The 24,559-nt window shown below is 46.8% G+C and carries 25 protein-coding genes; 5 read left to right on the top strand and 20 right to left on the bottom strand.

Going from position 1 to position 24,559, the window contains the following annotated elements; all coding sequences use genetic code 11:
• Nucleotides 1-36: 36 nt before the first annotated feature.
• A complete protein-coding gene (gene ccpA / locus AC07KQ_RS04005; RefSeq protein ID WP_003564050.1) occupies nucleotides 37-1,038 on the bottom strand; it encodes a catabolite control protein A in 1,002 nt (333 codons plus the stop codon).
• Nucleotides 1,039-1,345: 307 nt separating this feature from the next.
• On the opposite strand from ccpA, the gene AC07KQ_RS04000 reads away from it, so the two are divergent.
• Complete coding sequence (locus AC07KQ_RS04000; protein ID WP_003578090.1) at nucleotides 1,346-2,449, top strand: M24 family metallopeptidase; 1,104 nt, start codon at nucleotides 1,346-1,348, stop codon at nucleotides 2,447-2,449.
• A 93-nt stretch (nucleotides 2,450-2,542) separates the two neighbouring features.
• On the opposite strand, the gene AC07KQ_RS03995 is transcribed toward AC07KQ_RS04000, so the two are convergent.
• The 3 genes from AC07KQ_RS03995 to AC07KQ_RS03985 form a co-directional block, all read right to left on the bottom strand.
• Nucleotides 2,543-3,064, bottom strand: a complete 522-nt coding sequence (locus AC07KQ_RS03995; protein WP_003564045.1) for a transcription repressor NadR — start codon at nucleotides 3,062-3,064, stop codon at nucleotides 2,543-2,545.
• Nucleotides 3,065-3,289: 225 nt separating this feature from the next.
• Entirely contained in the window at nucleotides 3,290-3,817 is a 528-nt protein-coding gene (locus AC07KQ_RS03990) for a YtxH domain-containing protein (RefSeq protein ID WP_003564042.1), read from the bottom strand.
• A 14-nt stretch (nucleotides 3,818-3,831) separates the two neighbouring features.
• Nucleotides 3,832-4,260: a DUF948 domain-containing protein gene (locus tag AC07KQ_RS03985; protein WP_003564040.1), complete on the bottom strand. Its 429-nt coding sequence runs from the start codon at nucleotides 4,258-4,260 to the stop codon at nucleotides 3,832-3,834.
• Between the two features lie 409 nt (nucleotides 4,261-4,669).
• Here AC07KQ_RS03985 and AC07KQ_RS03980 point away from each other — a divergent pair, with 409 nt between their 5' ends.
• The gene (locus tag AC07KQ_RS03980) at nucleotides 4,670-5,545 is read left to right on the top strand and encodes a mechanosensitive ion channel family protein (protein WP_013245540.1); all 876 of its coding nucleotides are present in this window, start codon (nucleotides 4,670-4,672) and stop codon (nucleotides 5,543-5,545) included.
• Nucleotides 5,546-5,605: 60 nt separating this feature from the next.
• A complete protein-coding gene (locus AC07KQ_RS03975) occupies nucleotides 5,606-6,508 on the top strand; it encodes a DUF368 domain-containing protein (RefSeq protein ID WP_013245539.1) in 903 nt (300 codons plus the stop codon).
• An 85-nt stretch (nucleotides 6,509-6,593) separates the two neighbouring features.
• On the opposite strand, the gene cbpB is transcribed toward AC07KQ_RS03975, so the two are convergent.
• Nucleotides 6,594-7,079, bottom strand: coding sequence for a cyclic-di-AMP-binding protein CbpB (gene cbpB, locus AC07KQ_RS03970; protein WP_003564036.1), 486 nt, complete (start codon nucleotides 7,077-7,079; stop codon nucleotides 6,594-6,596).
• Nucleotides 7,080-7,402: 323 nt separating this feature from the next.
• Here cbpB and AC07KQ_RS03965 point away from each other — a divergent pair, with 323 nt between their 5' ends.
• Complete coding sequence (locus AC07KQ_RS03965; RefSeq protein WP_003564035.1) at nucleotides 7,403-8,140, top strand: MIP/aquaporin family protein; 738 nt, start codon at nucleotides 7,403-7,405, stop codon at nucleotides 8,138-8,140.
• 61 nt (nucleotides 8,141-8,201) lie between these two features.
• Here the strand turns inward: AC07KQ_RS03965 and AC07KQ_RS03960 are convergent, their stop codons facing one another.
• Nucleotides 8,202-8,726 (bottom strand): YfcE family phosphodiesterase, encoded by a 525-nt coding sequence (locus AC07KQ_RS03960; RefSeq protein WP_003574139.1) that lies wholly within the window; start codon nucleotides 8,724-8,726, stop codon nucleotides 8,202-8,204.
• Nucleotides 8,723-10,177, bottom strand: a complete 1,455-nt coding sequence (gene racE, locus AC07KQ_RS03955) for a glutamate racemase (RefSeq protein WP_480156620.1) — start codon at nucleotides 10,175-10,177, stop codon at nucleotides 8,723-8,725. The genes AC07KQ_RS03960 and racE overlap by 4 nt, the downstream gene beginning before the upstream one ends.
• Nucleotides 10,178-10,620: 443 nt before the next feature.
• On the opposite strand from racE, the gene AC07KQ_RS03950 reads away from it, so the two are divergent.
• Nucleotides 10,621-11,115, top strand: a complete 495-nt coding sequence (locus tag AC07KQ_RS03950) for a DUF2507 domain-containing protein (RefSeq protein ID WP_003564031.1) — start codon at nucleotides 10,621-10,623, stop codon at nucleotides 11,113-11,115.
• A 141-nt stretch (nucleotides 11,116-11,256) separates the two neighbouring features.
• On the opposite strand, the gene dltD is transcribed toward AC07KQ_RS03950, so the two are convergent.
• From dltD to alaS, 13 genes are all read right to left on the bottom strand, one after another.
• Complete coding sequence (gene dltD / locus AC07KQ_RS03945) at nucleotides 11,257-12,528, bottom strand: D-alanyl-lipoteichoic acid biosynthesis protein DltD (protein WP_003564029.1); 1,272 nt, start codon at nucleotides 12,526-12,528, stop codon at nucleotides 11,257-11,259.
• Entirely contained in the window at nucleotides 12,525-12,770 is a 246-nt protein-coding gene (gene dltC, locus AC07KQ_RS03940; protein WP_003564027.1) for a D-alanine--poly(phosphoribitol) ligase subunit 2, read from the bottom strand. The genes dltD and dltC overlap by 4 nt, the downstream gene beginning before the upstream one ends.
• Nucleotides 12,771-12,838: 68 nt before the next feature.
• Nucleotides 12,839-14,056, bottom strand: coding sequence for a D-alanyl-lipoteichoic acid biosynthesis protein DltB (gene dltB, locus AC07KQ_RS03935; RefSeq protein ID WP_003564026.1), 1,218 nt, complete (start codon nucleotides 14,054-14,056; stop codon nucleotides 12,839-12,841).
• The gene (dltA, locus tag AC07KQ_RS03930; RefSeq protein ID WP_011674281.1) at nucleotides 14,056-15,576 is read right to left on the bottom strand and encodes a D-alanine--poly(phosphoribitol) ligase subunit DltA; all 1,521 of its coding nucleotides are present in this window, start codon (nucleotides 15,574-15,576) and stop codon (nucleotides 14,056-14,058) included. The genes dltB and dltA overlap by 1 nt, the downstream gene beginning before the upstream one ends.
• Nucleotides 15,577-15,643: 67 nt before the next feature.
• Nucleotides 15,644-15,793 carry a teichoic acid D-Ala incorporation-associated protein DltX gene (locus AC07KQ_RS03925; RefSeq protein WP_003564021.1) on the bottom strand — a complete coding sequence of 50 codons (150 nt, stop codon included), beginning with the start codon at nucleotides 15,791-15,793 and terminating at the stop codon, nucleotides 15,644-15,646.
• Nucleotides 15,794-16,290: 497 nt separating this feature from the next.
• Nucleotides 16,291-16,602 (bottom strand): thioredoxin, encoded by a 312-nt coding sequence (gene trxA / locus AC07KQ_RS03920; protein ID WP_003564019.1) that lies wholly within the window; start codon nucleotides 16,600-16,602, stop codon nucleotides 16,291-16,293.
• 66 nt (nucleotides 16,603-16,668) lie between these two features.
• Nucleotides 16,669-19,029: an endonuclease MutS2 gene (locus AC07KQ_RS03915; protein WP_003564016.1), complete on the bottom strand. Its 2,361-nt coding sequence runs from the start codon at nucleotides 19,027-19,029 to the stop codon at nucleotides 16,669-16,671.
• 68 nt (nucleotides 19,030-19,097) lie between these two features.
• On the bottom strand, nucleotides 19,098-19,631 hold the full coding sequence (locus AC07KQ_RS03910) for a CvpA family protein (protein WP_003564014.1): 534 nt from the start codon (nucleotides 19,629-19,631) through the stop codon (nucleotides 19,098-19,100).
• Nucleotides 19,632-19,643: 12 nt separating this feature from the next.
• Nucleotides 19,644-19,889: a cell division protein ZapA gene (locus AC07KQ_RS03905; RefSeq protein WP_003564013.1), complete on the bottom strand. Its 246-nt coding sequence runs from the start codon at nucleotides 19,887-19,889 to the stop codon at nucleotides 19,644-19,646.
• A gap of 375 nt (nucleotides 19,890-20,264) precedes the next feature.
• Nucleotides 20,265-20,585 carry a DUF1292 domain-containing protein gene (locus AC07KQ_RS03900; RefSeq protein ID WP_003564011.1) on the bottom strand — a complete coding sequence of 107 codons (321 nt, stop codon included), beginning with the start codon at nucleotides 20,583-20,585 and terminating at the stop codon, nucleotides 20,265-20,267.
• Nucleotides 20,586-20,634: 49 nt separating this feature from the next.
• Nucleotides 20,635-21,069 (bottom strand): Holliday junction resolvase RuvX, encoded by a 435-nt coding sequence (gene ruvX / locus AC07KQ_RS03895; RefSeq protein WP_003564009.1) that lies wholly within the window; start codon nucleotides 21,067-21,069, stop codon nucleotides 20,635-20,637.
• Nucleotides 21,069-21,329 carry an IreB family regulatory phosphoprotein gene (locus AC07KQ_RS03890; protein ID WP_003564007.1) on the bottom strand — a complete coding sequence of 87 codons (261 nt, stop codon included), beginning with the start codon at nucleotides 21,327-21,329 and terminating at the stop codon, nucleotides 21,069-21,071. Before AC07KQ_RS03890 ends, ruvX begins: the two co-directional genes overlap by 1 nt.
• Before the next feature lie 464 nt (nucleotides 21,330-21,793).
• The gene (gene alaS / locus AC07KQ_RS03885) at nucleotides 21,794-24,439 is read right to left on the bottom strand and encodes an alanine--tRNA ligase (RefSeq protein WP_012491199.1); all 2,646 of its coding nucleotides are present in this window, start codon (nucleotides 24,437-24,439) and stop codon (nucleotides 21,794-21,796) included.
• Nucleotides 24,440-24,559 lie beyond the last annotated feature (120 nt).

The following is a 24,559-nucleotide window of genomic DNA, read 5'->3' as shown; positions in this document are numbered from 1 at the left end:
TTTACATGTCTGCTAAGCAGCTCACAAAAGCTGGCATTATTTCGTTGAACCACGCTTCAAAATATCGAAGCCAAGCATAACGGTCTTTTCCTCGATCTCTTCTTTATTCATCATCTTGGTCAGCAAGCGCATAGCAACCGCACCAATATCATACAATGGCTGATCAATCGAAGTAAGTTGTGGCCGAGTCATTTCCGTCAGTTTGGTGTTATTGCTGGTGATAATTTCAAAGTCGTCCGGCACTTTAACGCCCTTATCAATTGCGCCATCCAAAAGGCCAACTGCTAACTCGTCATCACCTGCAATAACCGCCGTTGCCCCAACTTTCTGCAACTTATCAAACAAGGCTAAACCAGCTTGGTAGCTTGGCTCATTTTCAAAAATCAGGCTTTCGTCATAAGCAACACCGGCCTTTTCCAGAGCCTGTTTGTAACCCTTGAGCCGGAACTGCCCATTGATCGGATGCGTCAATGAACCGGTCGCCAGAGCAACCCGCTTGTTGCCGCTTTCCAATAACTGACGCGTGGCTTCTTCGACAGCAGCCACGTAATCGATGTTGACACTGCCAACCTGTTCGTCAGGATCGATTGAGCCAGCAAGCACAACAGGGGTCTTACTGCGTGAGAATTCAGCACGAATTGAGTCAGTCAATTCATGGCCCATGAAAATCAAACCATCCACTTGTTTAGCCAACAATGTGTTTAACACCGTGACTTCTTTTTGATTGTTTTCATCAGAGTTCGCCAAGATGATATTGTACTTGTACATCGTGGCGACATCATCAATCCCACGTGCCAAGCTTGAGAAGAACATGTTCGTGACATCTGGGATAATTACCCCGACAGTTGTCGTCTTCTTGCTTGCCAGACCACGAGCAACTGCATTCGGCCGATAATCAAGCCGTTCGATCACTTCCAAAACCTTCTTGCGAGTAGCTGGTTTCACATTTGGGTTACCATTGACGACTCGAGACACTGTCGCCATTGAGACATTAGCCTCGCGTGCGACATCATAAATTGTAATTGTTTGCTTTTCCAATTGATTTTCTCCTTAGTCGTGAAAAGATGAAATCACGAAGTTCTATTTACATTCCAAAGTAACAGAATAGAAATAGCAATGCAAGCGTTTTACTGAATTTTACATGAAATTTTCACAACCGCCTTTTTCAGAAAGCCCATCAAGCTAGTCACGTGATATACTAAAAGTTAAAGTTTTAAGTTGTGCTATTTTACCACGATGCTTGATTGGCGCACGACTTTTAAGCAAGATCGCGAGCTAATCCGGTTAAAAAGTGCACAGCACCTGCATGGTACTGCGCCAGTGAACACGTTGAGGAGGAAAAAATATGAATGAACATTTAGCTGCTTTGCAAGCTTGGGTTGCAAAAGAAGGGTTGGACCTGGCCTATATTAGCGACCCAATCAATATCAACTACTACACAGGCTTTTTTCAAGATCCTGAGGAACGCATCACAGCGTTGATTGTCACCCCTGACAACGATCCTTTCCTATTCACCCCTCAGCTGACGATTGAAGAGGTCAAAAAAGCTGGCTGGCCGTACCAAGTCTTCGGTTATCTTGATCACGAAGATCCATTTGCCATCATGGCTAATCACATCAAAGCGGTGACAGCAAACCCGACAAAATGGGCAATTGAAAAAGATAATCTAGCTGTCTTCAAATTTGAAGCTCTCATGAAACAATTTCCGGATGCTACCTTCCCAGTTGACGCATCCCGGTTCATTGAGAACCAGCGACTCATTAAGACACCGTCAGAAATCAAACAGATGGAAGCAGCTGGTGCCCAGGCAGATCGCGCCTTTCAGGCTGGCTTTAACGCGATCAAAGCTGGCGCGACAGAACAAGAAGTGGCAGCTGAAATCGATTATGCCATGATGAAGGAAGGCGTCATGCACATGAGCTTTGGTACCATTGTGCAGGCCGGCGTCGACGCTGCCAATCCGCATGGTGAACCAATGGGCACCAAGCTTCAACCAAACGAGTTGGTTTTGTTCGACCTTGGGACTGACAACCATGGCTATATGTCAGATGCCACCCGTACTGTTGCGTTTGGTCAGGTCACCGGCAAGCCGCGGGAAATTTTCGATGTCTGTTTAGAGGCCAATTTAACCGCAATGGCGGCTGTCAAGCCTGGTTTGAAAGCATCCGAGCTCGATAAGATTGCCCGCGACATCATTACTAAGGCTGGTTATGGCGATTACTTTAACCATCGGCTTGGTCATGGGATTGGCATGTCGACACATGAATTTCCATCAATCATGGAAGGAAACGATATGCTGTTGCAGCCAGGAATGTGTTTCTCAATCGAACCGGGCATCTATGTACCTGGTGTTGCTGGCGTTCGGATTGAGGACTGTGTCCACGTCACCGAAACCGGCTGCGAACCATTTACCCACACCTCAAAGGAATTCACGGTCATTAACGGCTAGGACAGGTCTAAAAAACTGCAATATAGTCGTATTCATATGCCACAAAAAAAGCTGCCCGGAAAGATTCCGGACGGCTTTTTTAGCGGCATCAGACTACCTCTGCTCCACTTGTTCATATAGCATCCCCGCCTGCCGCAAAGCTGCTTTGATTTTGGGCATATCGCGCTCATTTTTAACGCTAATCGTATGCAAATGAATGCCACCGGTCAATTCTGACAACAGTCGGCCATGATAGCGCGACAACCGACTCATAAACAGTTTCATGTCAGCCACTGTCCGGATGTTTAACTGGCCGCGCAATTGTCCATAAAGCGGATGCTCAACCAAAACATCCTCGATCCATCCGCCATTTTCAAGAATCAACTGTAACTCTTCGGCAGTTTGTGCCGGCGTATGTTTGCAAGGCAACAAAAACTCATGGGCGGCCGGTCGAGAAAACATATACCCTCGTGGCGTTGCAATAATCGGCTCACCTTGTGCGCGCAACAACGCAATGTCGCCAACAATTGTCTGGCGGCTCACGGCAAACTGCCGGGCAAAACTTGAGGCACTAAGCGGCTCAGCGGCTGTACTTAAAGCAGCCTTGATCTGCGCTTGACGTTCACTGTTCAGCATATTCTCTCCTTTAAAAAAGATCTATAGACGGTGCTGCGACCTTGGCAACCAAGTCGTCGTTTGGTTGCTGCAAAAGGCCCCAACCTGCCTGATCTATGAAGTACCACCGATTATGGCAAATTGACAATAACTGATGCGAAAAGCGACAAACGTCTTGCTCCAATCATAGGAACAATCCGTTTGTCGCCTTTTTTGCATCAATTGTGACTAAGTGATGCATGTCTGTTACTTATCATTTGTCGCAGATGCTTGCGGTTCATCAGGTGCGACACTGCTAGCCGGTGCGGTATCAGTTGACGCTGGTGCAACTGCTTCTGGTTCTACTGGTTCTGGCACTTCATCGGTGCGAGTGTCACTGCCCTCGTCATCATCTTTAGCTTGCGCAAAAGCACTTTTACCGTCAAGAACAATGTCATCAAAGTCTGCTGATGAGTCCGTATCTGTTGCCGTATTCAGTTGATCACGCAATTGCTCGGTGGCAGCATCATAGTTTGCCAATGCTTTAGAACCATCAGCATCGTCGCCTTTACGCTTCAATTCATCAACAAAATCTGTGGCACTTTGTTTCCAGTCAGCGCTAGCTTCCTTGGCATAATCGAAATAATCAACTGCCCGATCTGCCAAGTCTTCAGAAGCGTGCTTCACACGCCGCTTCAATTCATCGCTTGTTTGTGGTGTTAATAAATAAGTGGTGGCTAAGGCACTAGCGGCACCGAATACAAATCCAAGCAAAAAATGTCCTTTTTTAGCCATGATTCTTCCCCCTGCTATTGATCGTTATGTTTTTTCTTCGTCAACATTGAAAACGCCTTGGCACTCATACGAGCCGCAACGGTCGCCTTGGCTCCGTTCTTGGCACCATGCGCAACACGCTCAGTTAAATTGCGCGTTGATTGATTCAAATCGGAGACACTCTCACCAAGTTCGCCGATCGCAGTAAAGACGGGGTCAATTGCCGCCACCTTACCGTTCACGTCCTCAAGCAGGGTGTTGCTCTTAGCCAAAAGACCTTCAACTTCCTTCGTCAAAATGCCAAGCTCTCCGTTGATCGTGTTCAACGTCTTATTCGTCTCGGCAACCGTGCCCTTAACTTCTTTCGTCACACCAGAAACACGAACCGCAATAATCGCAATTGCAAGTGCAATAATCAGAAACGCAATAGCCGCGATAATCCAAGCAATCTCTCCACCTGACATCCAACACCCTCCTATTTCAAACCAGTTGATTAAAACAATCATAACATCGTGACAAGAACGGTGCAAAAAAATTAAGAGCGCAAACCGGCGCGCTTAGAAACTGGAACGTAAGTGGCCTTGGGCGTGATGACCGGTTTTGGGTCATTGCGTCCAAGGTCCTTACGTGGAAGTTTCTGCGCCGGTTTGCGCGTTTTGGCGAGCAGCCCCGTTAAGAAACAGGAGTGTAAGTGACCTTGGGCGTGATGACCGGTTTGGGGGTCATTGCATCCAAGATCCTTACGTGAAAGTTTCTGTGCCAGTTTGCGCGTTTCGGAAAACCTTACCGCCCACTCAAACCAAATCTCCCAGCACACACCCACCGATTCTGGTAAAATAGTGCCAATGTAAAGGAGGCAGTCACGTGATACACATGATCGTCACAGCAACAACCGTCAACGAGCAAACCAACGTTTGGCTGAAATATTTTACAACCATCGATTGGGATAAAATCGTAGGCACTTTTATCGACAAAGTGCTGTCGTTGCTGTTTTTCACCGTCTTATTTTTAATTCTGTACCGGCTCGGCCGCTTTGCGCTCAATCGCACCTTTAAAAGCTATCAACGACGGGCACATTTGACAGGCACCCGGGTCAAAACAATTCATGCGTTATCGGTGAATGTTTTTTTCTATCTGGTACTCTTCTTCTACCTTTACGCCATCTTATCGATTCTCGGCGTACCAGTGGGGACACTGTTAGCCGGTGCTGGGGTTGTGGGTTTGGCAATTGGTTTTGGGGCACAGGGATTTGTAAACGACGTCGTGACCGGCTTCTTCATCCTCTTAGAAGCACAATTTGATGTCGGGGATGTCGTCAAACTCGGCACCATCTCCGGTACCGTGACCAATGTCGGTTTGCGGACGACGGTGGTGAAGAGTTCCGATGGGACTGTCAATTTCATTCCCAATCGCAACATCACCATCGTCAGCAACCTTTCGCGAAGCAATATGCAGGTGCTGATTAAATTGCCGCTTGCCCCAAGCGCTGATCTCGATCTAGTTCGAAAAACCATTGAACGTGTGAATCAAGATTTGGTACCGAAATTTACAACCATTACCGAGGAGCCTGACATTCTTGGGCTAACTGAAGAAAAGAATGGTGCTTTCACCTATCAGGTTCTTTTTTACGCCGAAAATGGCGAACAAGTGAGCCTGCAACGCACTTTCTTAGGCGCCTACGTTGCTGCCTTGAATTCTGCAGGCATAAAAGTTGTCACACCGCCGTTAAACTTGCAAAGTGGTTCATGAACCACCGTGCCATTGTCACGTTATCATCAAGCGGCTTAACCCAATTCAAAAGGAGATGTTATGCTAAATTTCGTTAAAGGTGCCATTATTGGCATCGCACTTGTCATTCCAGGACTTTCTGGCAGTATTTTTGCTGTGGTCGTCGGCCTCTATGACCGATTGTTAAATGCGGTCAACCATTTTCGCGATGATCCAAAAAAAAATATGCGGTTTTTGACACCGATTGGGTTGGGTGCTGTGATCGGCATCCTGCTTTCCACTAAGGCGGTTCTGGTCATCACCACCCGCTGGCCGCTGCCAAGCTATGGCTTCTTTATTGGTTTAGTGCTGGGTATCGGTCCGTTCATTTACCGTAAACTGACAACCAAAAAGTTTTCATGGTGGTACTTACTACTAGTGGTCTTTGGCTTCGTTGCCATATACGGGCTGGCTAAACTTGGTGGCACTGATCCAGAAAATCTGATTGCCATTAAACGTTTGACAAGTGTCAGTGATGCTGGCGTCATGGCTTTTGCCGGCGTTTTTGCAGTTTCACTGATGGCAATTCCCGGTATTTCTGGTTCAGTCATGTTGATGGTGATTGATCAATACGGTACGGTTTACAATGCTGTGGGTCAGTTGGGTGATGCTGCTCGTGCTGCTGCATCCGGCAACTGGCCCGCGTTTCAAACTGCGATGGGATCAGTTGCCTTGTTGCTCCCGTTCATGATTGGGGCTGCAGCAGGTCTGATAGCAGTAGCTAAATTGATGGCCTACTTATTGGCCCATTTTGAAGCACAAGTCTACTATGCCGTTTGCGGCATTGTCTTGGCAGCAGTCGTAATTCTTATCGAATCTGGTATCGCCCCTTATTGGCCAGCCACTGGTCACCTCGGCGCCATCGCCATGGTTGTCATTAGCCTCGTCATCGGCGTGCTTGCCACCATTTTCTTAGACAAACCAGATGCTGACGAGAAAAAATAAGTTTGGCATCACGACTGTCACTGAATGTGCTCGCTGATATAAAAAAGCGTCGCCCTGCTTTTAGCAATGCGACGTTTTTTCTAAGTTAAGATTCTTTAGGTACCGTAACTGTTAAGGGTTCTAATTGAAAATTCTTATCTATGTTGTGACCAATATTATTGATCCCCTTCATAACTTCACGACGGGTGACGATGCCAGTAAAGTAACCATCTTGGACAACCGGAATGAATGGGTTATCGACGAGCAAATGTAGGACATTTTCCAAGTCGTAGGGATCATCAATGGTCGCGACCTCTGTCTGCATCACATCTTTGACTGTCATTGTATCTAGTGAATTAAAACTCATGTGATCAAGGCCAAGCATGGTCTCGGTAATCATTGGCAGTGAGATGAGCCCTTTGAATTTTGAATCATGATCGAGGACAGGAATTTTCGCGTACCGCACCTTGGTCAATACCAAAAAGGCATGACTCAAAGGATTGTTTTCAGACACAGTTGCAACCATGTCGGCTGAAATCATGAAGTGATGCCGATTTTCGATCAGCATATTGGCAATGACTGGATTTAACATATGAGCAACTCCTTTATTGACAGTCCTATTTTACCTGAGTACGCATAAAAATTCAGCTTCAGGCAACTTCTTTATTTCATCTTAACGCTTACGTTACTCGCTGCCATCCGTCAAAAGACGGACAATTGGTTAATTGATTCAACCACCTTTCGAGCGAATTCGTCCGATAATGCGCAAAGCAGCGCATTCGCAGGCCCAGAAACCTGCCCACGCTTACTAGTCGTTTAAATGGACGGTTCCCCAAAAAGTTGGTACACTATTTTCAGCTATATTTATACTTTCATAAGCTTTTGGGTATTATTTTAACTACTTGGAGGAAACAAATGACATACGATCTAGGCGTGCGTTTAGCCGCCGAATTTATTGGCACCGCGATTATGGTGCTACTGGGAAATGGCTCTGTAGCCAACGTTGATTTAAAAGGGACAAAAGGTAACGGCTCTGACTGGTTGCTCATTGCCGTGGGCTACGGTGCTGGGGTGATGATTCCTGCGATGATGTTTGGCGCGATTTCAGGCAATCACATCAATCCCGCCTTTACCCTTGGACTCGCTGCATCTGGCATGTTCCCATGGTCAGAAGTCTTGCCATATATTGCGGTACAGATGGCTGGTGCCATGTTCGGTCAGTTATTGGTGGTTGCGGCCTACAAACCGCATTATGATCTCACAACCAATACACAGCATGTTTTAGGCACCTTCAGCACGATCAGCGCCACCAAGAGCAAGCTTAACGGTTTCGTCAACGAGTTCATCGGGTCCTATATTCTTTTTATCGGTGCCCTCGGAATTACCAAGGCTCCTTTTTTCCAAAATAATCTGGGTACTGCCCACATGGGATTGGGTTTTCTGGTCGCGACCTTGGTTGCCTCGCTGGGTGGACCAACTGGGCCAGCCTTGAACCCGGCCCGTGACCTCGGTCCCCGCATTCTCCATGCACTGCTGCCGCTTAAACATAAAGGCAGCTCCGACTGGGGATACTCATGGGTACCGGTTGTTGCTCCGATTTTAGCAGCCATCCTAGCCGTCTTCACCTACAAAGTTCTATTCATCAAAGGCTAGCCAAAAAGATCTCACCTGCAGATCACTGTCAATTGACAGCGTCCTGCTAGTGAGATCTTTTTTAATCGTGCTTCCTTGAAAAATCACGACTTAATTCTGGCACGATTGCCCCATCACGCTTCAAAAAATCAACATGAACGTTATCCGCAGTAAATTCAACAGTGGCATAAGTTCCGCCAAGGTTGGCAAACTGGCCACGCGGCTGGCTGATAGAACCAGGATTAAGAATCACAATCCCCGCATGTTCCTCCACACCTAACTGATGGGTATGCCCGAAAATGATCAGATCAGCATGAACCCCTTCGCCAGCAGCGATGAGTTTATCTAGGCCAAAATTAACCCCAAAACGATGTCCATGGGCCATGAAGACTGTCACACCTTGAATGGTGGTCGTGATTTGCATGGGAAAATTAGGATCATAGTCCATGTTGCCTTCAACTGCCTCGTACTGCTGAAAAAGGCCATCATCAGCGGCTAATTCTGAGTCACCGGCATAGAAATAGCCATCAAGATGCGGCTGTTGTTTCAACAAAGCTGTGAGAATCTCTCGATCACCGTGGGTATCGCTAACTGCTAAAATTTTCATCCGTTTGCCTCCAACCATGTTTGCCAAACATCTTCAAGTGCCCTCATTGCGTTCCCGCGATGACTAATTTGATTTTTTTCTTCAGCGGTCATTTCCGCCATTGTCTTCCCTAACGCTGGAACAAAAAAGAATGGATCATAGCCAAAACCATCTGTGCCACGTGGGATCGCAGTGATTAGTCCGCTCACATCACCATGTACCACCAAGTCTGCTTCCGGATGATCCGGTTTAGCAAGCACCAAGGTAGTATGAAAAGTCGCTGTTCGATCATCTTCCGGGACATCTGCCAAGGCTGCCAATAGTTTGGCATTGTTAGCTGCATCGTTGTGACCATCGCCTGCATAACGGGCTGAGCGAATACCAGGTTGCCCGTCTAAAGCATCGACCATCAACCCAGAATCATCTGCAATCACCGGCAACTGCAAATCTTTGGCATACTGATCGGCTTTTTGTCGGGCGTTCTCCTCAAATGTTGTGCCAGTTTCGTTAACTGTTGGCACGCTTGGAAAGTCGGCTAGACTCTTCACCGTGATGCCAGCAGGTTCAAACATTGTTTTAAATTCTTTAATCTTTCCTTGATTTTTGCTGGCAACGACAATCGTTTTACCCTTTGCTTCAAGCACTGTAGCCATAGCGTGGTCTGCCTCAGCCTCAATGTTGACATGTTTGGCGTGCATCGGCGCCGTCAGTTCAAGCCAAGCTTCGCCAAGTTCGTCAAACATTGATGGTGCCCCGGTTGTGTAATATTCGTGAGTTGGGGTGTCGCCGCTGTTGTTTGCTAGATCAAAATAATCAAGTAGCATGGAAACATCATTCACAGTCTCGGCGCCGGAATCAATTAAGGTCACTTGATCACCCATCACATTTTGAATCAACGGGCGCAGAATCGGGTAATGTGTACAACCTAAAATTAACGTGTCAATGTCTTCATGCAGCAATGGTTGCAAGGTGTCAGCCACCACCCGTTTAGCAATGGGTGAGTGGGCTTCGTTACTTTCCACCAATGAGACAAATTTAGGGGCCGCCAGACTAGTTAGGCGAATCTTCGGCGCCTTTGCTCGTAAAGCCTTCACATAAGCACCGCTTTTAACGGTGCCTTCTGTGGCGATAATCCCGATGTGACCAGTTTGAGTCGCCTTCAGTGCCGCCCGACTGCCGGGTTTGATCACACCGATGACTGGTATGTCTAAGTTAGCCTTAATTAAGGGTAATGCCGCTGCGGTGGCAGTGTTGCAGGCAATGACGAGCATTTTAATATGCTTTTTAAGCAAGAAATTGACCATCTGCCAAGTAAACGCCTGTACTTGTTCGGCAGGTCGCGGGCCATATGGCAAACGAGCCTGATCGCCCAGATAAACACTGCTTTCAGCTGGCAGCTGATGCAACGCCTCTTTAACGACTGTCAGCCCGCCGACACCAGAATCAATAAAGCCGATTGGTTGCTTGTTCATGAAATATTCTCCTTTTGAAACAGGTTTGCAGGGATGGCAAGCAAAGTAGTTCATGTTGCCAAAATGTCTGCATAGGATTCTTTTTAAAATGTTCTGCCTCACGGGCTTTGGGTGAAGCTGTAGAAGTGTGAGACAGATCGTTTTTAGCCGCATTTCTCGGCCCGAGAGTTTGCGTGTAAGGACCTTGGTCGCAAAATGGCCCTCGGATCCGCTAAAACGCGTTCGCAGGCGCAGAAACCTGCACATAAGGACCTTGAAGCTAAATGGCCAAAGCCCAGCCATTTAGCTTCAAGGCCGCTTATGCTCCGGTTTCTAACCGCGCCTGCTCACGCTCTCTGAAACTTTATTGTGAGTTTTCTTGTTAAAAATTGCAAGCGTTGAGAAAATCATGCTTTGCTTTGGATTTTCCGCTATACTAGACGAATAGAAACAGGAGGCACAACATGGCAAAATCTGACTATACCACCCTGCTGAACCTTCCAGGCTCGGTTTCGTTCTTTGCGTTGACAGCGATGCGTGATCTCATGCTGCCGAATATGCTTGGCGAGGAACAGCACAACATCCTTTATTGGGCTGGGCGCGATTTGGCTGCTAAGTTGCCTGTCGATGAGACAGCCATTCCGCAACTGTTCACGCAGGTTGGCTTTGGCGCGCTCACCCCGCTCAAACAAAAGCGGCAGGAACGGCAATATTTACTCGCTGGTGACGTTGTGGCAACGCGAATTCGTACATATGAAGATCCTGATTTTCAATTAGAAGCAGGGTTCTTGGCGCAAGCACTGCAACAAGTTTTAGGTTTTGCAGTCGAAGGCGGCAGTGCGATTCAACGTCGCGAGCAAAACGTTGTTCTGACCGTTGTGATGGATAATCAAGATACCCAACCGCGAGCCGAGCATCTGATTAACTTGGAAACTGATCACCAACCAACCAAAAAATAGGCTAAAAGACTCGTATCATAATTGACTGTCCTATTTTGGGGTTTGCATGCTTACTGCTCAATCAAAAGGAGTCTAAACGCAAGCAGTTGCTTACGTTTAGACTCCTTTTTGAGTATGATGCTTTTTGAATCTCGACAAGTTTTAGTTCAAGCCATTAGCACTACGCTGCTGCCACCGCGTTGTGTAAAAGTCATCATTCAGCTTGTAGTGCACGGGTGCAGCCTTGGTGGTTTTGAGAAATGGCCGGACAGTTTGATCCATCTTCAGCCAGCCACGCCAGCCAATGTGAATCGTGTCTTCCATGAAGTATGGCTGCGCACCATCTTGACTCAAATCAAGAACGTGATTAAAACCTTGGGTCTTCAGTTGATACTTTAACTTGGTAACCGTGTTTTGAATCATCCCGAGATCCAGACCAGTATAAGCGGCCCACTTGGCATTGATCGGCGGAATGACGAACAGTACCTCCATGTGCTTTTTTGCATACGTGTTCAATACCAACTGTAGATCTGAATACTCAGGTGATTTCACATAGCTCCATGTTGCCTGAGAGCCTTTTAATTTAGGCAAATTACGCTTAACCCGTTTGGTGTAGAAATCATTTTTCAACTCAAACGCGTTGTTCGTCGTTTCGTTCATCCCATCCTGTGTTGCCAGACCATCCAATACATCAGCATCGTAAGTACCTGGTAGCGTCTTGGCTGCTTTGGTTAACTTAGGTTGATTATTATCCAAGAACAGCTGAGAGAATAAAATATCCTGATGGTCAGACATGGGTTCCTTGATTTGTTTCAAATACCAGTACTGACTGTCAGATAACTTCTGCCCTGCCGCAATATTCTTCAAAGCATCATTGGCGATGCGATCAGAGTCAGCGGATGGAAATTGCAACAATCGACTAGCAGCATAACGATCAGCCTCTGAGTTAGGATTCGCTGATAACAAGAAGGTTGTCATTTGTGCAGGCGAAAAGAAGTAATCAAACTGCGCCTTGCGAACCCCGCCAGGAACGAACCATTGCGGTGACAACACCATGACTGCCTTTTTCCCATTCACATGTTGTAACGCATTGATCGACAAGAAGTGCGTGAGATCCTGCGTGCCAGCCATCCCCATCAAGAATGGCCGATAGTTGCGATGATACTTTTGTGCCAGGACAGAAGGATGAAAGGCATCCATCCGCGACAGCTCGGATGACCCGATAAACGGGACATAGTTTTCGGCCATGGCTTCATTTTTGATATTCTCGCCTTTAAGCACGTTGGCCGACATAGAGCTGGCCGCTTGTCTAATCGTTGCTTGGCTGCTGCGGCCAAACTTAAATGGCACGAGCATCAACGCAGCGACCAGGATCACAGCGATCAGCAGCGGGCCAAGTCCGCGCCAAAGGATCTTCCCGATCGGTTTTTTCATTGTGCTTGTTCGACCTTTGCGATGATTTTGTTAGGGGTATCCCATTGACTACGATCAAATTCAGAAACAGGTGCTTCTACGCCGAACTGGCTTTGCAGTTCCAACAACAGTTGTACCGTCCCCATTGAATCTAACAAGCCGGTTTCAAACAGATTCAGATCCAAATTTGTCTTCACATCATCAGAACCGGTTAAATCTGCCAAAATATCTAAAACACCATTTTTAATTGCTTCGTCAGCCATTATTAAGTACCTCTTTCTTTTTAATCCGCGACTTGTCGTCACAGCGACAAGCCTGTACCAACGTTACCTTAATGGAACCAGAGTGTGTCTAGGAATCCTGAGAAAATCAGGAATGAGAAGCAGACAGCATTAGCGGTCATGAAGATCGCAAAGTAATGCGTTGCTTTGTTGTGCGGGAAGAAGTCTTTGTGCTTCTTCTTGAACCGCAGCCAAGCGTCTGTCAAGTTGATCAACATCGCATGGAATAGTCCATACGTGATGTAATACCAAGTTTCCCCATGCCAGATACCCATAATCAGGAACAACACCAGATAGCCGACAAAGGCTGTCCAGATCCGTGATTTAATCAACTTATGCTTCATCATAAAGAAGACAAAACGCATGTAGATATAATCCCGGAACCAGAAACTTAGGCTCATATGCCAACGATTCCAAAAATCCTTAATGTTGTATGACATCCACGGTTTATTGAAGTTCATTGGCGTTTCGATCCCCATCAAATACGAGATCGCAACGGCGAATAAACTATAACCAGCAAAGTCAAAGAACAGATAGAAGGAGTAAGCATACATCACACCTACGACCGGCCAGCTTAAGCCTAGAAATGCGCCGGTACGACTGACCATGGCCATATGTTCAACCGATGGGAGCCATAAAGTTCCAAAAATGTACCCAAGAATGAACTTGTACAAAAATCCAAGCATCAAATAATGCATTGCCTTAGTAACTAACTGGGCATAATGCTCTGGATCAGGGACACGATCATAGTCTTTGATAAACCGGCGATACCGGTCAATTGGACCACTGGAAATTGTTGGGAAGAACAGCAGAAACTGAATGAATTTCCACATGTTCAAATCTTTGATTGACCCATCCCGAATTTCCATGATGGTACCGACAACCCGAAATGTCAGATAACTGATGCCCAAAAATCCAAGAATGGAACCATGATGTTGGAACAACGGTGTAAATTTGACTACGACTAATTGGGCAATGCCCAAAATGACGCTGAGATAAAAGACTGCCGTTGAATTTTTTGATCCTTCTCGCGTACGATACTTGAAGTAGGCATAGACCAAGAGCAGATTGAAAACAACATATCCCAACAGTGCTTTACCTTGCGGCCACTTATCGGCATCAAAGATCATCACCAGAAAAACGATTGAGAAAAGACTCTCGTACCAGTGCATCCGGAAACCCTTGAACATGCCAATGATAACTGGCAGTAAAGCAATGATGAGATAAACAAAGTATTGCGGATTCTCATATGGTTGTAAGTTCAGCATTAATGATTTACCTCTGCAATCAGCGCTTTCCGATCGACTTTGCCGTTGGCTGTCAGCGGTAATTTGTCACGATAGATAATGCGCTGCGGGATCATATATTCCATCACCATTTTGCCTAGCTCAGCTTTCACTGCCTGAGTGAGCTTCATATCGCTTTCGAAGTCATTGGGCTTCGCCACTGCAAAAGCAATCAGTTGAGCAACCTTATGATCCTTGTTGTAGCGCGGTACCGTTGAAGCTTGTTTGATGTAGGAAACCTGATTCAAGTTATGATCAACATCTTCAAGCTCGATTCGATAGCCATGCAGCTTAACCTGAAAGTCAGTTCGGCCACGATAGAAAATCATGCCATCCTCAGTCATCGTGGCCAAATCGCCTGACCGATAGCCGCGTTGACTGCCAACATTGAAGAAAGCTTTGGCCGTTTTCTCAGGATTGTTAAGATACCCCTTTGAAACACTTGGTCCAACAATCATCAATTCGCCTTCGGTACCCGCTGACACTTGATTGCCTTGCTCATCGACAACGAAAATTTCCGTATCCGGTTTAGCAAAACCAATTGGCAAACGCGGATATTGATCCACAATGTCCTGCGTAATTGCCATTCCTGTGACCGCCACAGTCGTTTCGGTTGGGCCATATGTGTTATACACGGTTGCCTTTGGAAAACGGGTGATCAACTCCTGCGCCGTTTTATTGACCAATTCTTCACCACAGAACAGGAAATGTGTCAAATCAGGGTAATTATCTTGATTGAAATTAGGATCAAGCAAGGCAATTTCGGCAAACGACGGGGTTGATACCCACTCATTCAAACCTAGCTTAGGTAAGGTTGCGAACAACGTTTTGAAATTGTCCGTTACTTCCTTTGGCAATGCCTTAAGCGTACCGCCCAAAACCAATGTCGGGTACAAATCCATGACACTCAAGTCAAAAGAATAGGGTGGCTGTGACATGGCCACAACGCCTTCCTTAAGACCAAAATCGGAAATGTTCCAGTTCACGTAACTCAACAAGTTATCATGACTGATCTGAACACCTTTAGGTTTGCCGGTTGTGCCGCTTGTGAAAATAATATAATAATTGTCATCGCCAACGACCGCATGTTGCAATGAACTAATGGGTGCATGCGTCTTCTCAGCTTCATGCAACGCTGGTGCGCGAATAATCTGAACATCCGGAACCGCAATCGGCAAAGGTGCTACTTCGATGATAGCCGGTGTATGGGCAACATCCTGCACCTGCGTGATCCGCTCGTTGGGGCTATGGGTATCAATCGGAATGTATGCATGCCCAGACTTGGAAAGGCCCAAGAAAACCTCGACCATATCGAAAGTCTGACCGCCATAAACAATGATCGGCTCATGCTCAGGCAAGGTTTCAGCAAAAAAGCCTGCCAAGCGATCGCTACCTTCTTTTAATTGTGCGTAAGTGTACTGTGTGCCTTCATAATCGTAAGCAACGCGCGTTGGATGTTCCGCGGCGACCCGATCGATCGCAGTAATCACATTATCGATCATATTGGCTCTCCTCCTCTTTAGACGCGTTCACTGGCGCTCCGGTTTCTAGTCGCGCCAATTCACGCTTTTAGAACTCGTTATAAATGAATTTACTGTTATTAATCCCGCTGTAGCCGTAGAGATAAATCAAGACCAACAGGATAAGAAAATACGTAATGGTCCAAAAAATAAATCGAAAAGTGGGATTCTCCCACATAGCTTTTAATTTTGCGAACATGATGCCACCCCACGTTTTTATTTACACATTCATTATAGGTTTTCAGAAAAAATGACGCCAAAGAATTGCGTAACAATGAGCTAACAGTTTCGTAATATGAGAAGCGTGAGCCACCGCGGTTAGAAACCGAAGCATAAGCAGCCTTGGGCGTGATGGCCGGTCTTGGGCCATTGCGTCCAAGGTCCTTATGCTTCGGTTTCTGCGGTGGCGAATGCGTTATGGCGCCTAAGCTATCCCTTTTTGAAACTGGTATGTAAAACAATTATGCTGCCACCGTCCCAAATACCTACACAATGACTTAGAAAAATTTTAACATAACTATTGATATCCTAGTTATTTTTAGACCAATTCATCAGCATCAAGAAAATCTTCAATATTTTAAGTTTTGAAATTAACGCCTGTCAGCTTCATCTTAAGCGACATCCCATTCAACATGTTTTAGTGCAAAAAAACACGCATCGACCAGTAGCGTCGATGCGTGTCTGTTCACTTATTCATTAAGCCGTATATTTGTTCAAGGTTGACTCCAACTGATCCTTGGTTTGATAGCCAACAAGCTTCTCAACAACCTCGCCATCTTTTTTGATGACCAAGGTTGGAATGGCCATAATGCCAAAAGACTTTGGTGTCTCTGGATTGGCGTCGACGTCCATTTTCACGAATTTAACGTCATCGCGACTTTCTGCCAATTTGTCGATGACCGGACTCTGCATCCGGCAAGGGCCGCACCAAGTCGCCCAAAAATCTGTTAGGGTGACGCCAGTGTCGGTCTCCGTCTTGTAGTTTGAATCTGTTACTGCTTGAACCATGAACGGATCCCTCCTCTTACTTTTTGTAACTAAATCATAGCACAATGAAGTGTAAAAAACTACCTGCTACTTAAAGTTTACGATGGTAGCTCCTGAACCACCGGCATTTTGTGGTGCAAAGCCATACGTTTTAACCTGCCGATTGCGTTTAAGATACTGGGTCACCCCGTTGCGAATCGCGCCAGTGCCCAGTCCGTGAATAATCGTCACAGATGGATAACCGGCCAATAAGGCGGCATCAATGTATTGATCCAAATCTGCCATCGCCTGATCATACCGCTCGCCGCGCAAATCCAGCGTGGTCGATGGGCCGCTCATCCCGCCGCCACTTACTTTGACAACCGGACGTTGCGCCGCTGATTGCTTACTTGGCTTGATTTTTTCCAGCTCATCAGTTGGTACCTTCATTTTCAAAATGCCTAGTTGAACCTGCCAATGCTTCTTATCGAATTGCTCCAGCAAGGTACCAGTTTGATCGTAACTTGCCACTTTAACCTCATCACCAACATGCAATGCCTGTTTCTCACGTTCACGGCGCAAGATGCGATTTTTCTGAAGCGGCTCGTCTTGATGCAATTGTTTAAGCGCCGTTTTGGCAGCAATCAATTGATTCTCTTTCACGGTTCCCGGATTCGTCAATTGCATTTGGCGCAGTTGCTTGATGATTTTATCTGCCTTCGTTTGGGCCTTGTCAACCAACGAGTTGGCCTTGTCCTTAGCCTGCTGCAACTGGGCATCGCGTTCCGTTGTGAACTTCTTGTAGGCTGCCGCTAGCTCGTCATGGACAGACTGTGCATCGGCTAGCTGACGACGAGCGGCTTCATAAGCGGTTTCCGCTGCCTTTCGCTGTTTTTCCAAGTCGCTGATCATATTATTCAGCTCATGGCTGTCCGAGCTGATCATTGACTTAGCACGCTCAACGATCACGCCCGGCAGCCCCAAACGTGCAGAAATATCAAACGCATTTGAGCGCCCAGGTACCCCGACCAAAAGGCGATAAGTCGGCTGCAGCGTTTTGCTGTCAAATTCCATCGATGCGTTAATCGTCTTTGCTGTATTGTACCCATACAACTTCAATTCCGGATAATGGGTCGTGGCAACCACATACGCGCCAACTTCACCCACTGCGTCCAAGATCGCGATCGCCAGCGCCGCACCTTCTTGCGGATCAGTGCCGGCGCCAAGTTCATCAAACAGCACTAAACTATTTTGTGACAATTGTTTGAGAATATGAACAATATTGTCCATATGTGCAGAAAAAGTCGACAAATTTTGCTCAATGGATTGTTCATCGCCAATATCTGCAAAGACTTCATCGAAAATGCCGATACGACTTTCATCATCAGCTGGAATAAACAATCCGGACTGCCCCATCAACTGCAACAGTCCTAATGTTTTGAGGGTGATTGTTTTCCCACCGGTATTCGGGCCGGTGATAACCATAGCTTGGTACTTGTCGCCCAACGGAATATCGTTGCCAACCACCTTATGCGGATCGATCAAGGGGTGCCGAGCATCACGCAACAATACGTCATTATCAGCCGACACTAACGGCTCTGTCGCTTTTTCCGCCTTGGCTAATCTCGCCTTCGCATTGATGAAGTCAAAATGCCCAAGAACCGCCGCATTCGCCTTGATTTGACCGGTATAAGGCGCTAATTCATTAGACAATTCGGCTAAGATGCGGTTAATCTCAGCTACCTCGGCCAGTTGTGCCTCACGCAGTCGATTATTCAAGGCGACAATTGCTTGCGGTTCAATAAACAAGGTTTGGCCGGTCGCACTTTGATCATGGACAACACCGCCAAATTTGGCGCGATACTCAGCCTTAACCGGAATCACGTACCGATCATCCCGAATCGTCACAATCGGGTCACTTAAATACTTTGATTGGGCGCCGCGAGTATAATTTGTCATTTTACCGCGGATCTCGCCTTCAATACTTTTGATCTGTTCACGAACACCATGCAACTGAGGACTAGCCTCATCGGTCAATGTCCCATCAGGATCAACGGCTGTCTTCAAGCGCCGTGATAATTGCGGTAACACGGTTAACGATTCTTGAAGTGTGTAAAGCTGGCGAAAATCAATCTGATCCTGTAAATCAGTCAAAAATTTATCAATGGCACTCACCGTTTGCAAGACACGGCTGATGCTGGCTAGTTCTTGACCATTCAAAACGGCCCCAATGTCGACTCGTTTAAGCGCCGGATCAATATTCTCGAGTTGCGGCACCGGAATACCGCCTTTTAATCGCAACGCCGATGCGCCGTCTGCGGTTTCATCTAGTGCCTGTTGTACGGCGACTGGATCGGTCAGCGGCTGCATGGCCTGCACCAGCTGGCGGCCATTTGCTGTCACGACCTGACCCAACAATGCCTGCTGAATCTTGTCGTATTCAAGGGTTTTTAAAATCTTTTCATTCATAAATAATTGCTCCTATAACCAAGAAGCGCTCAAAGACGTGATAAATCGTCCCTGAGCGTCGTCAACATTCATAGCCACAAAGCATTCACAAATTGTGTTAGCCCTGGCGAATATTTGATCATGACCTTGGCAACGATGGCATGGTCTAAGCCATGTTGAATACCGGCAATCGGAATCAATGCCAGCAAGGCTAAAATCAAAAACAGAAAAATGTAACCAATCACTAAATTAGCACAGCCGCCAATAATGGCACTGCGTCGATGACCCATTGCGGCATATGTCAAGTCGTGAAACCACAATGCCCCTACTCGAGTTAATAACCAGCCAAACGTCAGCACGACTAAAAAAGCAAAGCCGCGATAAAATGCGGTATCAAGCGTCAAGCCGACTTTATCTGAATAAAATGCAAACTGGCCGGCATTCGTAGCAGACGGATAAGGCACTACCAAAGTAAAATGCGCCCCCAGTGGCCGAGCAAGTGCAGTTGCAGCAAGAAAGCTCAACCCATAACCGGCCACATGCAACCACTGCAACGCCGCACCACGACGCGCGCCGCTATAATAGAAATAAGCCAAAATTAAAATAATCGATAATGAAATCAACACGGTCCCCCACTACTCTTCCTGCTCATGATCATCCTGTTGCGCCGCCAACAGTTTGACCTGATCGGAAACAGAATTGAAGGCAACTAAAATGGCTTGTTCCTCGGCCGATAGATCTGGCGCCAGTGTTTTAACTTGCTCCAGCCGCTCATTCAGCAACTTCGTGACCGTTATAAAATGTTGTTCGGACCCTGGTCCGATAATCGTATACGTTTTATCACCGATCACGGCTTTAAAACGACGCTTTTCTTCGCTCATTGCGTGAATGCCTCCACTCTCTCAAAGTGTATTCTACCATAGCCGGCAAGTAGGATAAGGGGTTGATTGCGACACAGCTCAATTTATCTGTTTTGCCAGCGAATATTAAGTGGGGTAATGCTTGTCGTCATCATATGCTCGCCAGTTCAAAACCGGGCCGGCTTTAACTCCCTTTTTAGGCTGCTGGCAATTTACACTTCGCTCGTAAACGCGCTTGCCAGCCCATAAACCTGCGTGTAAGGACCCTGAGCGCAATGACCAAAGCCCGGCCATCACGTTCAGGTCCGCTTACACTCCGGTTTCTAACCGGGCTGGCTCGCGCTCTACAAAAAGACCACCAATATTCTGGTGGTCTTACATGCCGTGAGTTAAGACTTAATCTTTCAGATTCGAATCGTCGTCGGCCAAGAAAGTGTTCAAAACTTCCTCAACCATATCCCATTCAGCATCGTCTTCAATCGGGAAAAGATCGCCCGAGCTGGCATCGCCATTTTCGTCGGGGGTAAATGAGAAAGCCTGAATTTCGACTTCCTGATCGTCACTTTCACTCGCAGGATACAGCAATACGTAACTCTTGCCATAATCTTCCGAATCAAATGTGAACAAGACCTGATACAATTCTTCATTGCCTTTTTCGTCAATCAGCGTAATCTGCTGATCGTCTTCGCCGGGCGTTACATGTTCATTATTTGCCATCTTGTTTCTCCTTCAACACGGGCGGAGGTCATGCCATCACTTGCCCTGATTATTGCTTGGTCAAGGGACCTTTTGCATCCAGATAATTCTGGAGAATCATCTGAGCAGCTAATTTATCGATCACCTGCTTTTGCCGTTTACGACTGGCATCAGCTTCTTCAATCAACATGCGGGAAGCCTCAACTGTTGTGAGTCGCTCGTCAATGAAATCAACTGGCAAACCAAACGTTGTTTTCAACAGTTCACCGTAAGCTTGTGACTTTTCCGCACGCGGTCCAATCGAGTTGTTCATGTTTTTAGGCAACCCCAATACAAACGCCGTTACCTCATATTGCTTCACAAGCTCCTTGAGGCGGGCGATGCCGAACTGCTCCTTGTCTTCGTTGATCCGAATAATTTCCAAACCTTGAGCTGTCCAGCCCAAAGGATCACTGACCGCGACCCCAACGGTTCGGGAACCGACGTCCAACCCCATCAAGCGCATTAAGCTTGCTCCTTGCCAAGATAGTTTCGAACAAGCTCTTCAATGATCTCATCGCGCTCATGTTTCCGGATTAGATTACGCGCATCATTGTACCGTGGAATATAGGCCGGGTCCCCAGAAATCAGATACCCCACAATCTGGTTGATCGGATTATACCCCTTTTCTTCAAGAGCCTTGTAAACTGTCTCCAGCGTTTCGTGAACATTCTTCGGATTGTTATCTCGAAAATCAAAATGAACGGTTTGATCTAATGTGCTCATTCTTACACCTCTATTCTATCCGCTTCACAGACCATTTTACTTGAAATACAAGCAAATGTACAATTCCTGAGCAATAGTAAGTGAATAAATGCTATTTTTTGTTCTGCGCGGCTACCAATCGTCGTTATCGACTAATTTAATGGCCTATTTGATTTTGTGCAATGGTCCGTAAAAAAATAGGTGTTGAAACACGCGGATCAACTGAATATATGATTTTAATGCCATCATGTTGTTCGGCAACCAGATAGTGTTCGTTTGGTCCAAAAAAGCCAGTCAGCGACAACCGCAACCTGTTCATACTCCCCACCTCGATGAAATCGTTTTCTTAAGTTTAACATGACCGCTCAACTTTGCGTGATGGACTTCACCAATCTCAGAAAAAAGGTCAAGTAAAAGCGGCAAGTTTTCGAAATTTCCAAAAACTTGCCGCTTCATTATCGATGGTGACCATCTGGCCTAATCAGCTAAGCCTTTTGGCTAATCACTGTCTTTGCTTCAGACAACGCCGCAGGAATGCCAGCTGGGTTCTTGCCGCCAGCCTGCGCCATGTCTGGACGACCACCGCCACCGCCGCCAACTTTTGGTGCAATGGCCTTGATCAAATCGCCCGCTTTAAAGCCTGCTTGGTTAGCCGTGTCATTGACAGCAACCAACAAGTTGGCCTTGCCGCTAACTTCGGTACCCAGTACCAAAATGTCAGATGCCTGCTTGGCTTTCCATTTATCCGCCAACTGTCGGAGTTCATTCATCCCGGCCACCTGAACCTGTTTGGCAATCAGTTTCAAACCGCCGACTTCCTCAGGATGATCAAAAATACCTGCCGCCGCTTGGGCTGCCAACTTGGCCTGTAAGCCAGCCACTGTCTTTTGTTCGGCTTTTAAATCCGCCTGTAATTGGGTCACTTTGCTTGGAACATTTTTGACTTGGTCAATCTTTAGATTCTCAGCAGTTTCGCTCAACCAATCCTGTTGCTGGGTCAAATATTCGTAAGCTTCTTTTGACGTGACCGCTTCGACCCGACGAATCCCGGCGCCAATCCCAGACTCACTTGTAATCTTGAATAAGCCGAGTGCACTGGAGTTGGTTGGATGAGTCCCGCCATCGAATTCGGTGTTGTAATCGCCAATCTTGACAATCCGCACGACAGAACCATATTTGTCGCCAAACATCGCAATCGCACCAAGTTTTTTGGCCTCTTCAATTGGCATTTCTTTCCAAGTAATCGGTAAAGCGTCCCAAATTTTCTGGTTCACAATCGTTTCAACTTGGCGTAGTTGCTTAGGCGTTACTTGACCAAAATTCGTAAAGTCGAAACGCAAGTAATCCGGTTCAACCAAAGAGCCAGCCTGATGTGTGTGCTCACCCAGAACATCACGCAAAGCTTGGTCCAGCAAGTGAGTTGCTGTGTGATTGAGTGATACTTTCTTACGGCGCAGCGGATCAACACTTAGCCAGTATTGCTGGCCTGTTTCCAGTTTGCCCTTCACCGTAACGGTGTGCAGATTTTGGCCATTTGGCGCATGCTGCACATCGCTCACGTCAGCTAACACCGTGCCGTCTTGGGCCTTGATTTCGCCGTGGTCCGCCACTTGGCCACCCATTTCAGCATAGAATGGCGTCTCGTCAAAAATCAGTTGGGCGGTGCCTTCACTGACACTATCTTGCAGTTGATCATTCACCACAATGGTCTGCAAGGAGGCGTGCTTATGATCCAATTCGGTCCAGCCAGTAAATTTGCTTGGCGTAGTGATGCTCATCAGCACTTTATCTTGACTGCCCATGGACTGTCGATCACCACGCGCTTTGCGGGCCCGATCACGCTGCGCAGCCATGTTTTTCTTGAAGCCAGCCATGTCGACTTGCAAACCTTCATCTTGCGCATATTCGTTGGTCATTTCAACTGGGAAGCCATAGGTGTCAAAGAGTTTAAACGCATCTGCTCCAGGAATTTCTTTCTTACCGTCCTGTTTCAAGTCAGCAATGATCTGATTGAGCAAGGTCACGCCGGCGTCCAAAGTCTGGCGGAAGCGTGCTTCTTCAGATTCAATGACCTTTTGAATAAACTGTTGGTTGGCCAGAATCTGTGGATAGTAGCTCTTCATGATCTCACCAACAACCGGCACTAATTGATATAGAAAATCATGATCAATGCCCAACTTTTTACCATTCAGAACCGCCCGACGAATTAATCGACGTAAAACATAGCCGCGGCCTTCATTGCTTGGTAAGGCGCCATCGCCGATCGCAAAGGTCACTGTTCGCGCATGGTCGGCAATGATTTTAAAAGAGACATCATCCTGCGCACTGACACCATAGCGCTTGCCAGCACTCATTTTCTCGGTTGCTTTGATGATTGGCATGAACAAATCGGTTTCAAAAATCGTGGGTGTGCCTTGAATAACCGCCACCAGTCGCTCCAAACCCATGCCAGTATCAATGTTCTTATGCGGTTGTTCCACAAATCGGCCATCTGGCAAATGATTCAACTCAGAAAAGACGATGTTCCAGATTTCGACATAACGCGAATTTTCGCCACCAGGATAATTTTCTGGATCATCCTCAGCCACATTATTGAATTGTTGGCCACGATCATAGAAAATTTCGGAATCGGGACCAGAAGGACCTTCACCGATATCCCAGAAATTGTCTTCCGCCTCCACAATATGATCGTCAGGCACCCCAGTTTTCTGCCAAAGTTCTTTCGTGACCTTATCTTTTGGATAGACGGTGACGTATAACCGTTTAGGATCAAATCCAAACCATTTTGGACTCGTGAGCAGTTCCCACGCCCAAGGAATGACTTCTTTTTTGAAGTAGTCGCCAACAGAAAAGTTGCCAAGCATTTCAAAGAACGTCAAATGACGAGCAGTTTTGCCGACATTTTCAATATCGTTCGTCCGAATTGATTTTTGGGCATTGGTGATCCGGGGATTGTCAGGCACTACTGATCCGTCAAAATATTTTTTCAGGGTCGCCACGCCGGAATTAATCCAAAGCAGAGTTGGATCATCAACGGGAATAAGTGATGCACTCGGTTCGACTGCATGGCCCTTGCTCTTAAAGAAATCCAGAAACATTTGGCGAATTTCACCACTGGACATTTTTTTCATCAAAAAGTTCCTCCTTGTTTGGTGTCCGTTATAACGTGCTCGCCGTCGCAGAAGCCTGCATGTAAGGGCCTTGGCGCAATGACCAAAACTCGGCCATCACGTCCAAGGCCGCTTACACGC

Source organism: Lacticaseibacillus sp. YLM2-1 (genome assembly GCF_056583465.1).
This window is presented reverse-complemented; position numbering and strand designations above follow the sequence as displayed.

Coding starts and splice junctions, on each gene's coding strand:
- AC07KQ_RS04000 (WP_003578090.1), top strand. CDS start 1,346: ATGAATGAACATTTAGCTGCTTTGCAAGCTTGGGTTGCAAAAGAAGGG.
- AC07KQ_RS03995 (WP_003564045.1), bottom strand. CDS start 3,064: ATGCTGAACAGTGAACGTCAAGCGCAGATCAAGGCTGCTTTAAGTACA.
- AC07KQ_RS03990 (WP_003564042.1), bottom strand. CDS start 3,817: ATGGCTAAAAAAGGACATTTTTTGCTTGGATTTGTATTCGGTGCCGCT.
- AC07KQ_RS03985 (WP_003564040.1), bottom strand. CDS start 4,260: ATGTCAGGTGGAGAGATTGCTTGGATTATCGCGGCTATTGCGTTTCTG.
- AC07KQ_RS03980 (WP_013245540.1), top strand. CDS start 4,670: ATGATCGTCACAGCAACAACCGTCAACGAGCAAACCAACGTTTGGCTG.
- AC07KQ_RS03975 (WP_013245539.1), top strand. CDS start 5,606: ATGCTAAATTTCGTTAAAGGTGCCATTATTGGCATCGCACTTGTCATT.
- cbpB (WP_003564036.1), bottom strand. CDS start 7,079: ATGTTAAATCCAGTCATTGCCAATATGCTGATCGAAAATCGGCATCAC.
- AC07KQ_RS03965 (WP_003564035.1), top strand. CDS start 7,403: ATGACATACGATCTAGGCGTGCGTTTAGCCGCCGAATTTATTGGCACC.
- AC07KQ_RS03960 (WP_003574139.1), bottom strand. CDS start 8,726: ATGAAAATTTTAGCAGTTAGCGATACCCACGGTGATCGAGAGATTCTC.
- racE (WP_480156620.1), bottom strand. CDS start 10,177: ATGAACAAGCAACCAATCGGCTTTATTGATTCTGGTGTCGGCGGGCTG.
- AC07KQ_RS03950 (WP_003564031.1), top strand. CDS start 10,621: ATGGCAAAATCTGACTATACCACCCTGCTGAACCTTCCAGGCTCGGTT.
- dltD (WP_003564029.1), bottom strand. CDS start 12,528: ATGAAAAAACCGATCGGGAAGATCCTTTGGCGCGGACTTGGCCCGCTG.
- dltC (WP_003564027.1), bottom strand. CDS start 12,770: ATGGCTGACGAAGCAATTAAAAATGGTGTTTTAGATATTTTGGCAGAT.
- dltB (WP_003564026.1), bottom strand. CDS start 14,056: ATGCTGAACTTACAACCATATGAGAATCCGCAATACTTTGTTTATCTC.
- dltA (WP_011674281.1), bottom strand. CDS start 15,576: ATGATCGATAATGTGATTACTGCGATCGATCGGGTCGCCGCGGAACAT.
- AC07KQ_RS03925 (WP_003564021.1), bottom strand. CDS start 15,793: ATGTTCGCAAAATTAAAAGCTATGTGGGAGAATCCCACTTTTCGATTT.
- trxA (WP_003564019.1), bottom strand. CDS start 16,602: ATGGTTCAAGCAGTAACAGATTCAAACTACAAGACGGAGACCGACACT.
- AC07KQ_RS03915 (WP_003564016.1), bottom strand. CDS start 19,029: ATGAATGAAAAGATTTTAAAAACCCTTGAATACGACAAGATTCAGCAG.
- AC07KQ_RS03905 (WP_003564013.1), bottom strand. CDS start 19,889: ATGAGCGAAGAAAAGCGTCGTTTTAAAGCCGTGATCGGTGATAAAACG.
- AC07KQ_RS03900 (WP_003564011.1), bottom strand. CDS start 20,585: ATGGCAAATAATGAACATGTAACGCCCGGCGAAGACGATCAGCAGATT.
- ruvX (WP_003564009.1), bottom strand. CDS start 21,069: ATGCGCTTGATGGGGTTGGACGTCGGTTCCCGAACCGTTGGGGTCGCG.
- AC07KQ_RS03890 (WP_003564007.1), bottom strand. CDS start 21,329: ATGAGCACATTAGATCAAACCGTTCATTTTGATTTTCGAGATAACAAT.
- alaS (WP_012491199.1), bottom strand. CDS start 24,439: ATGAAAAAAATGTCCAGTGGTGAAATTCGCCAAATGTTTCTGGATTTC.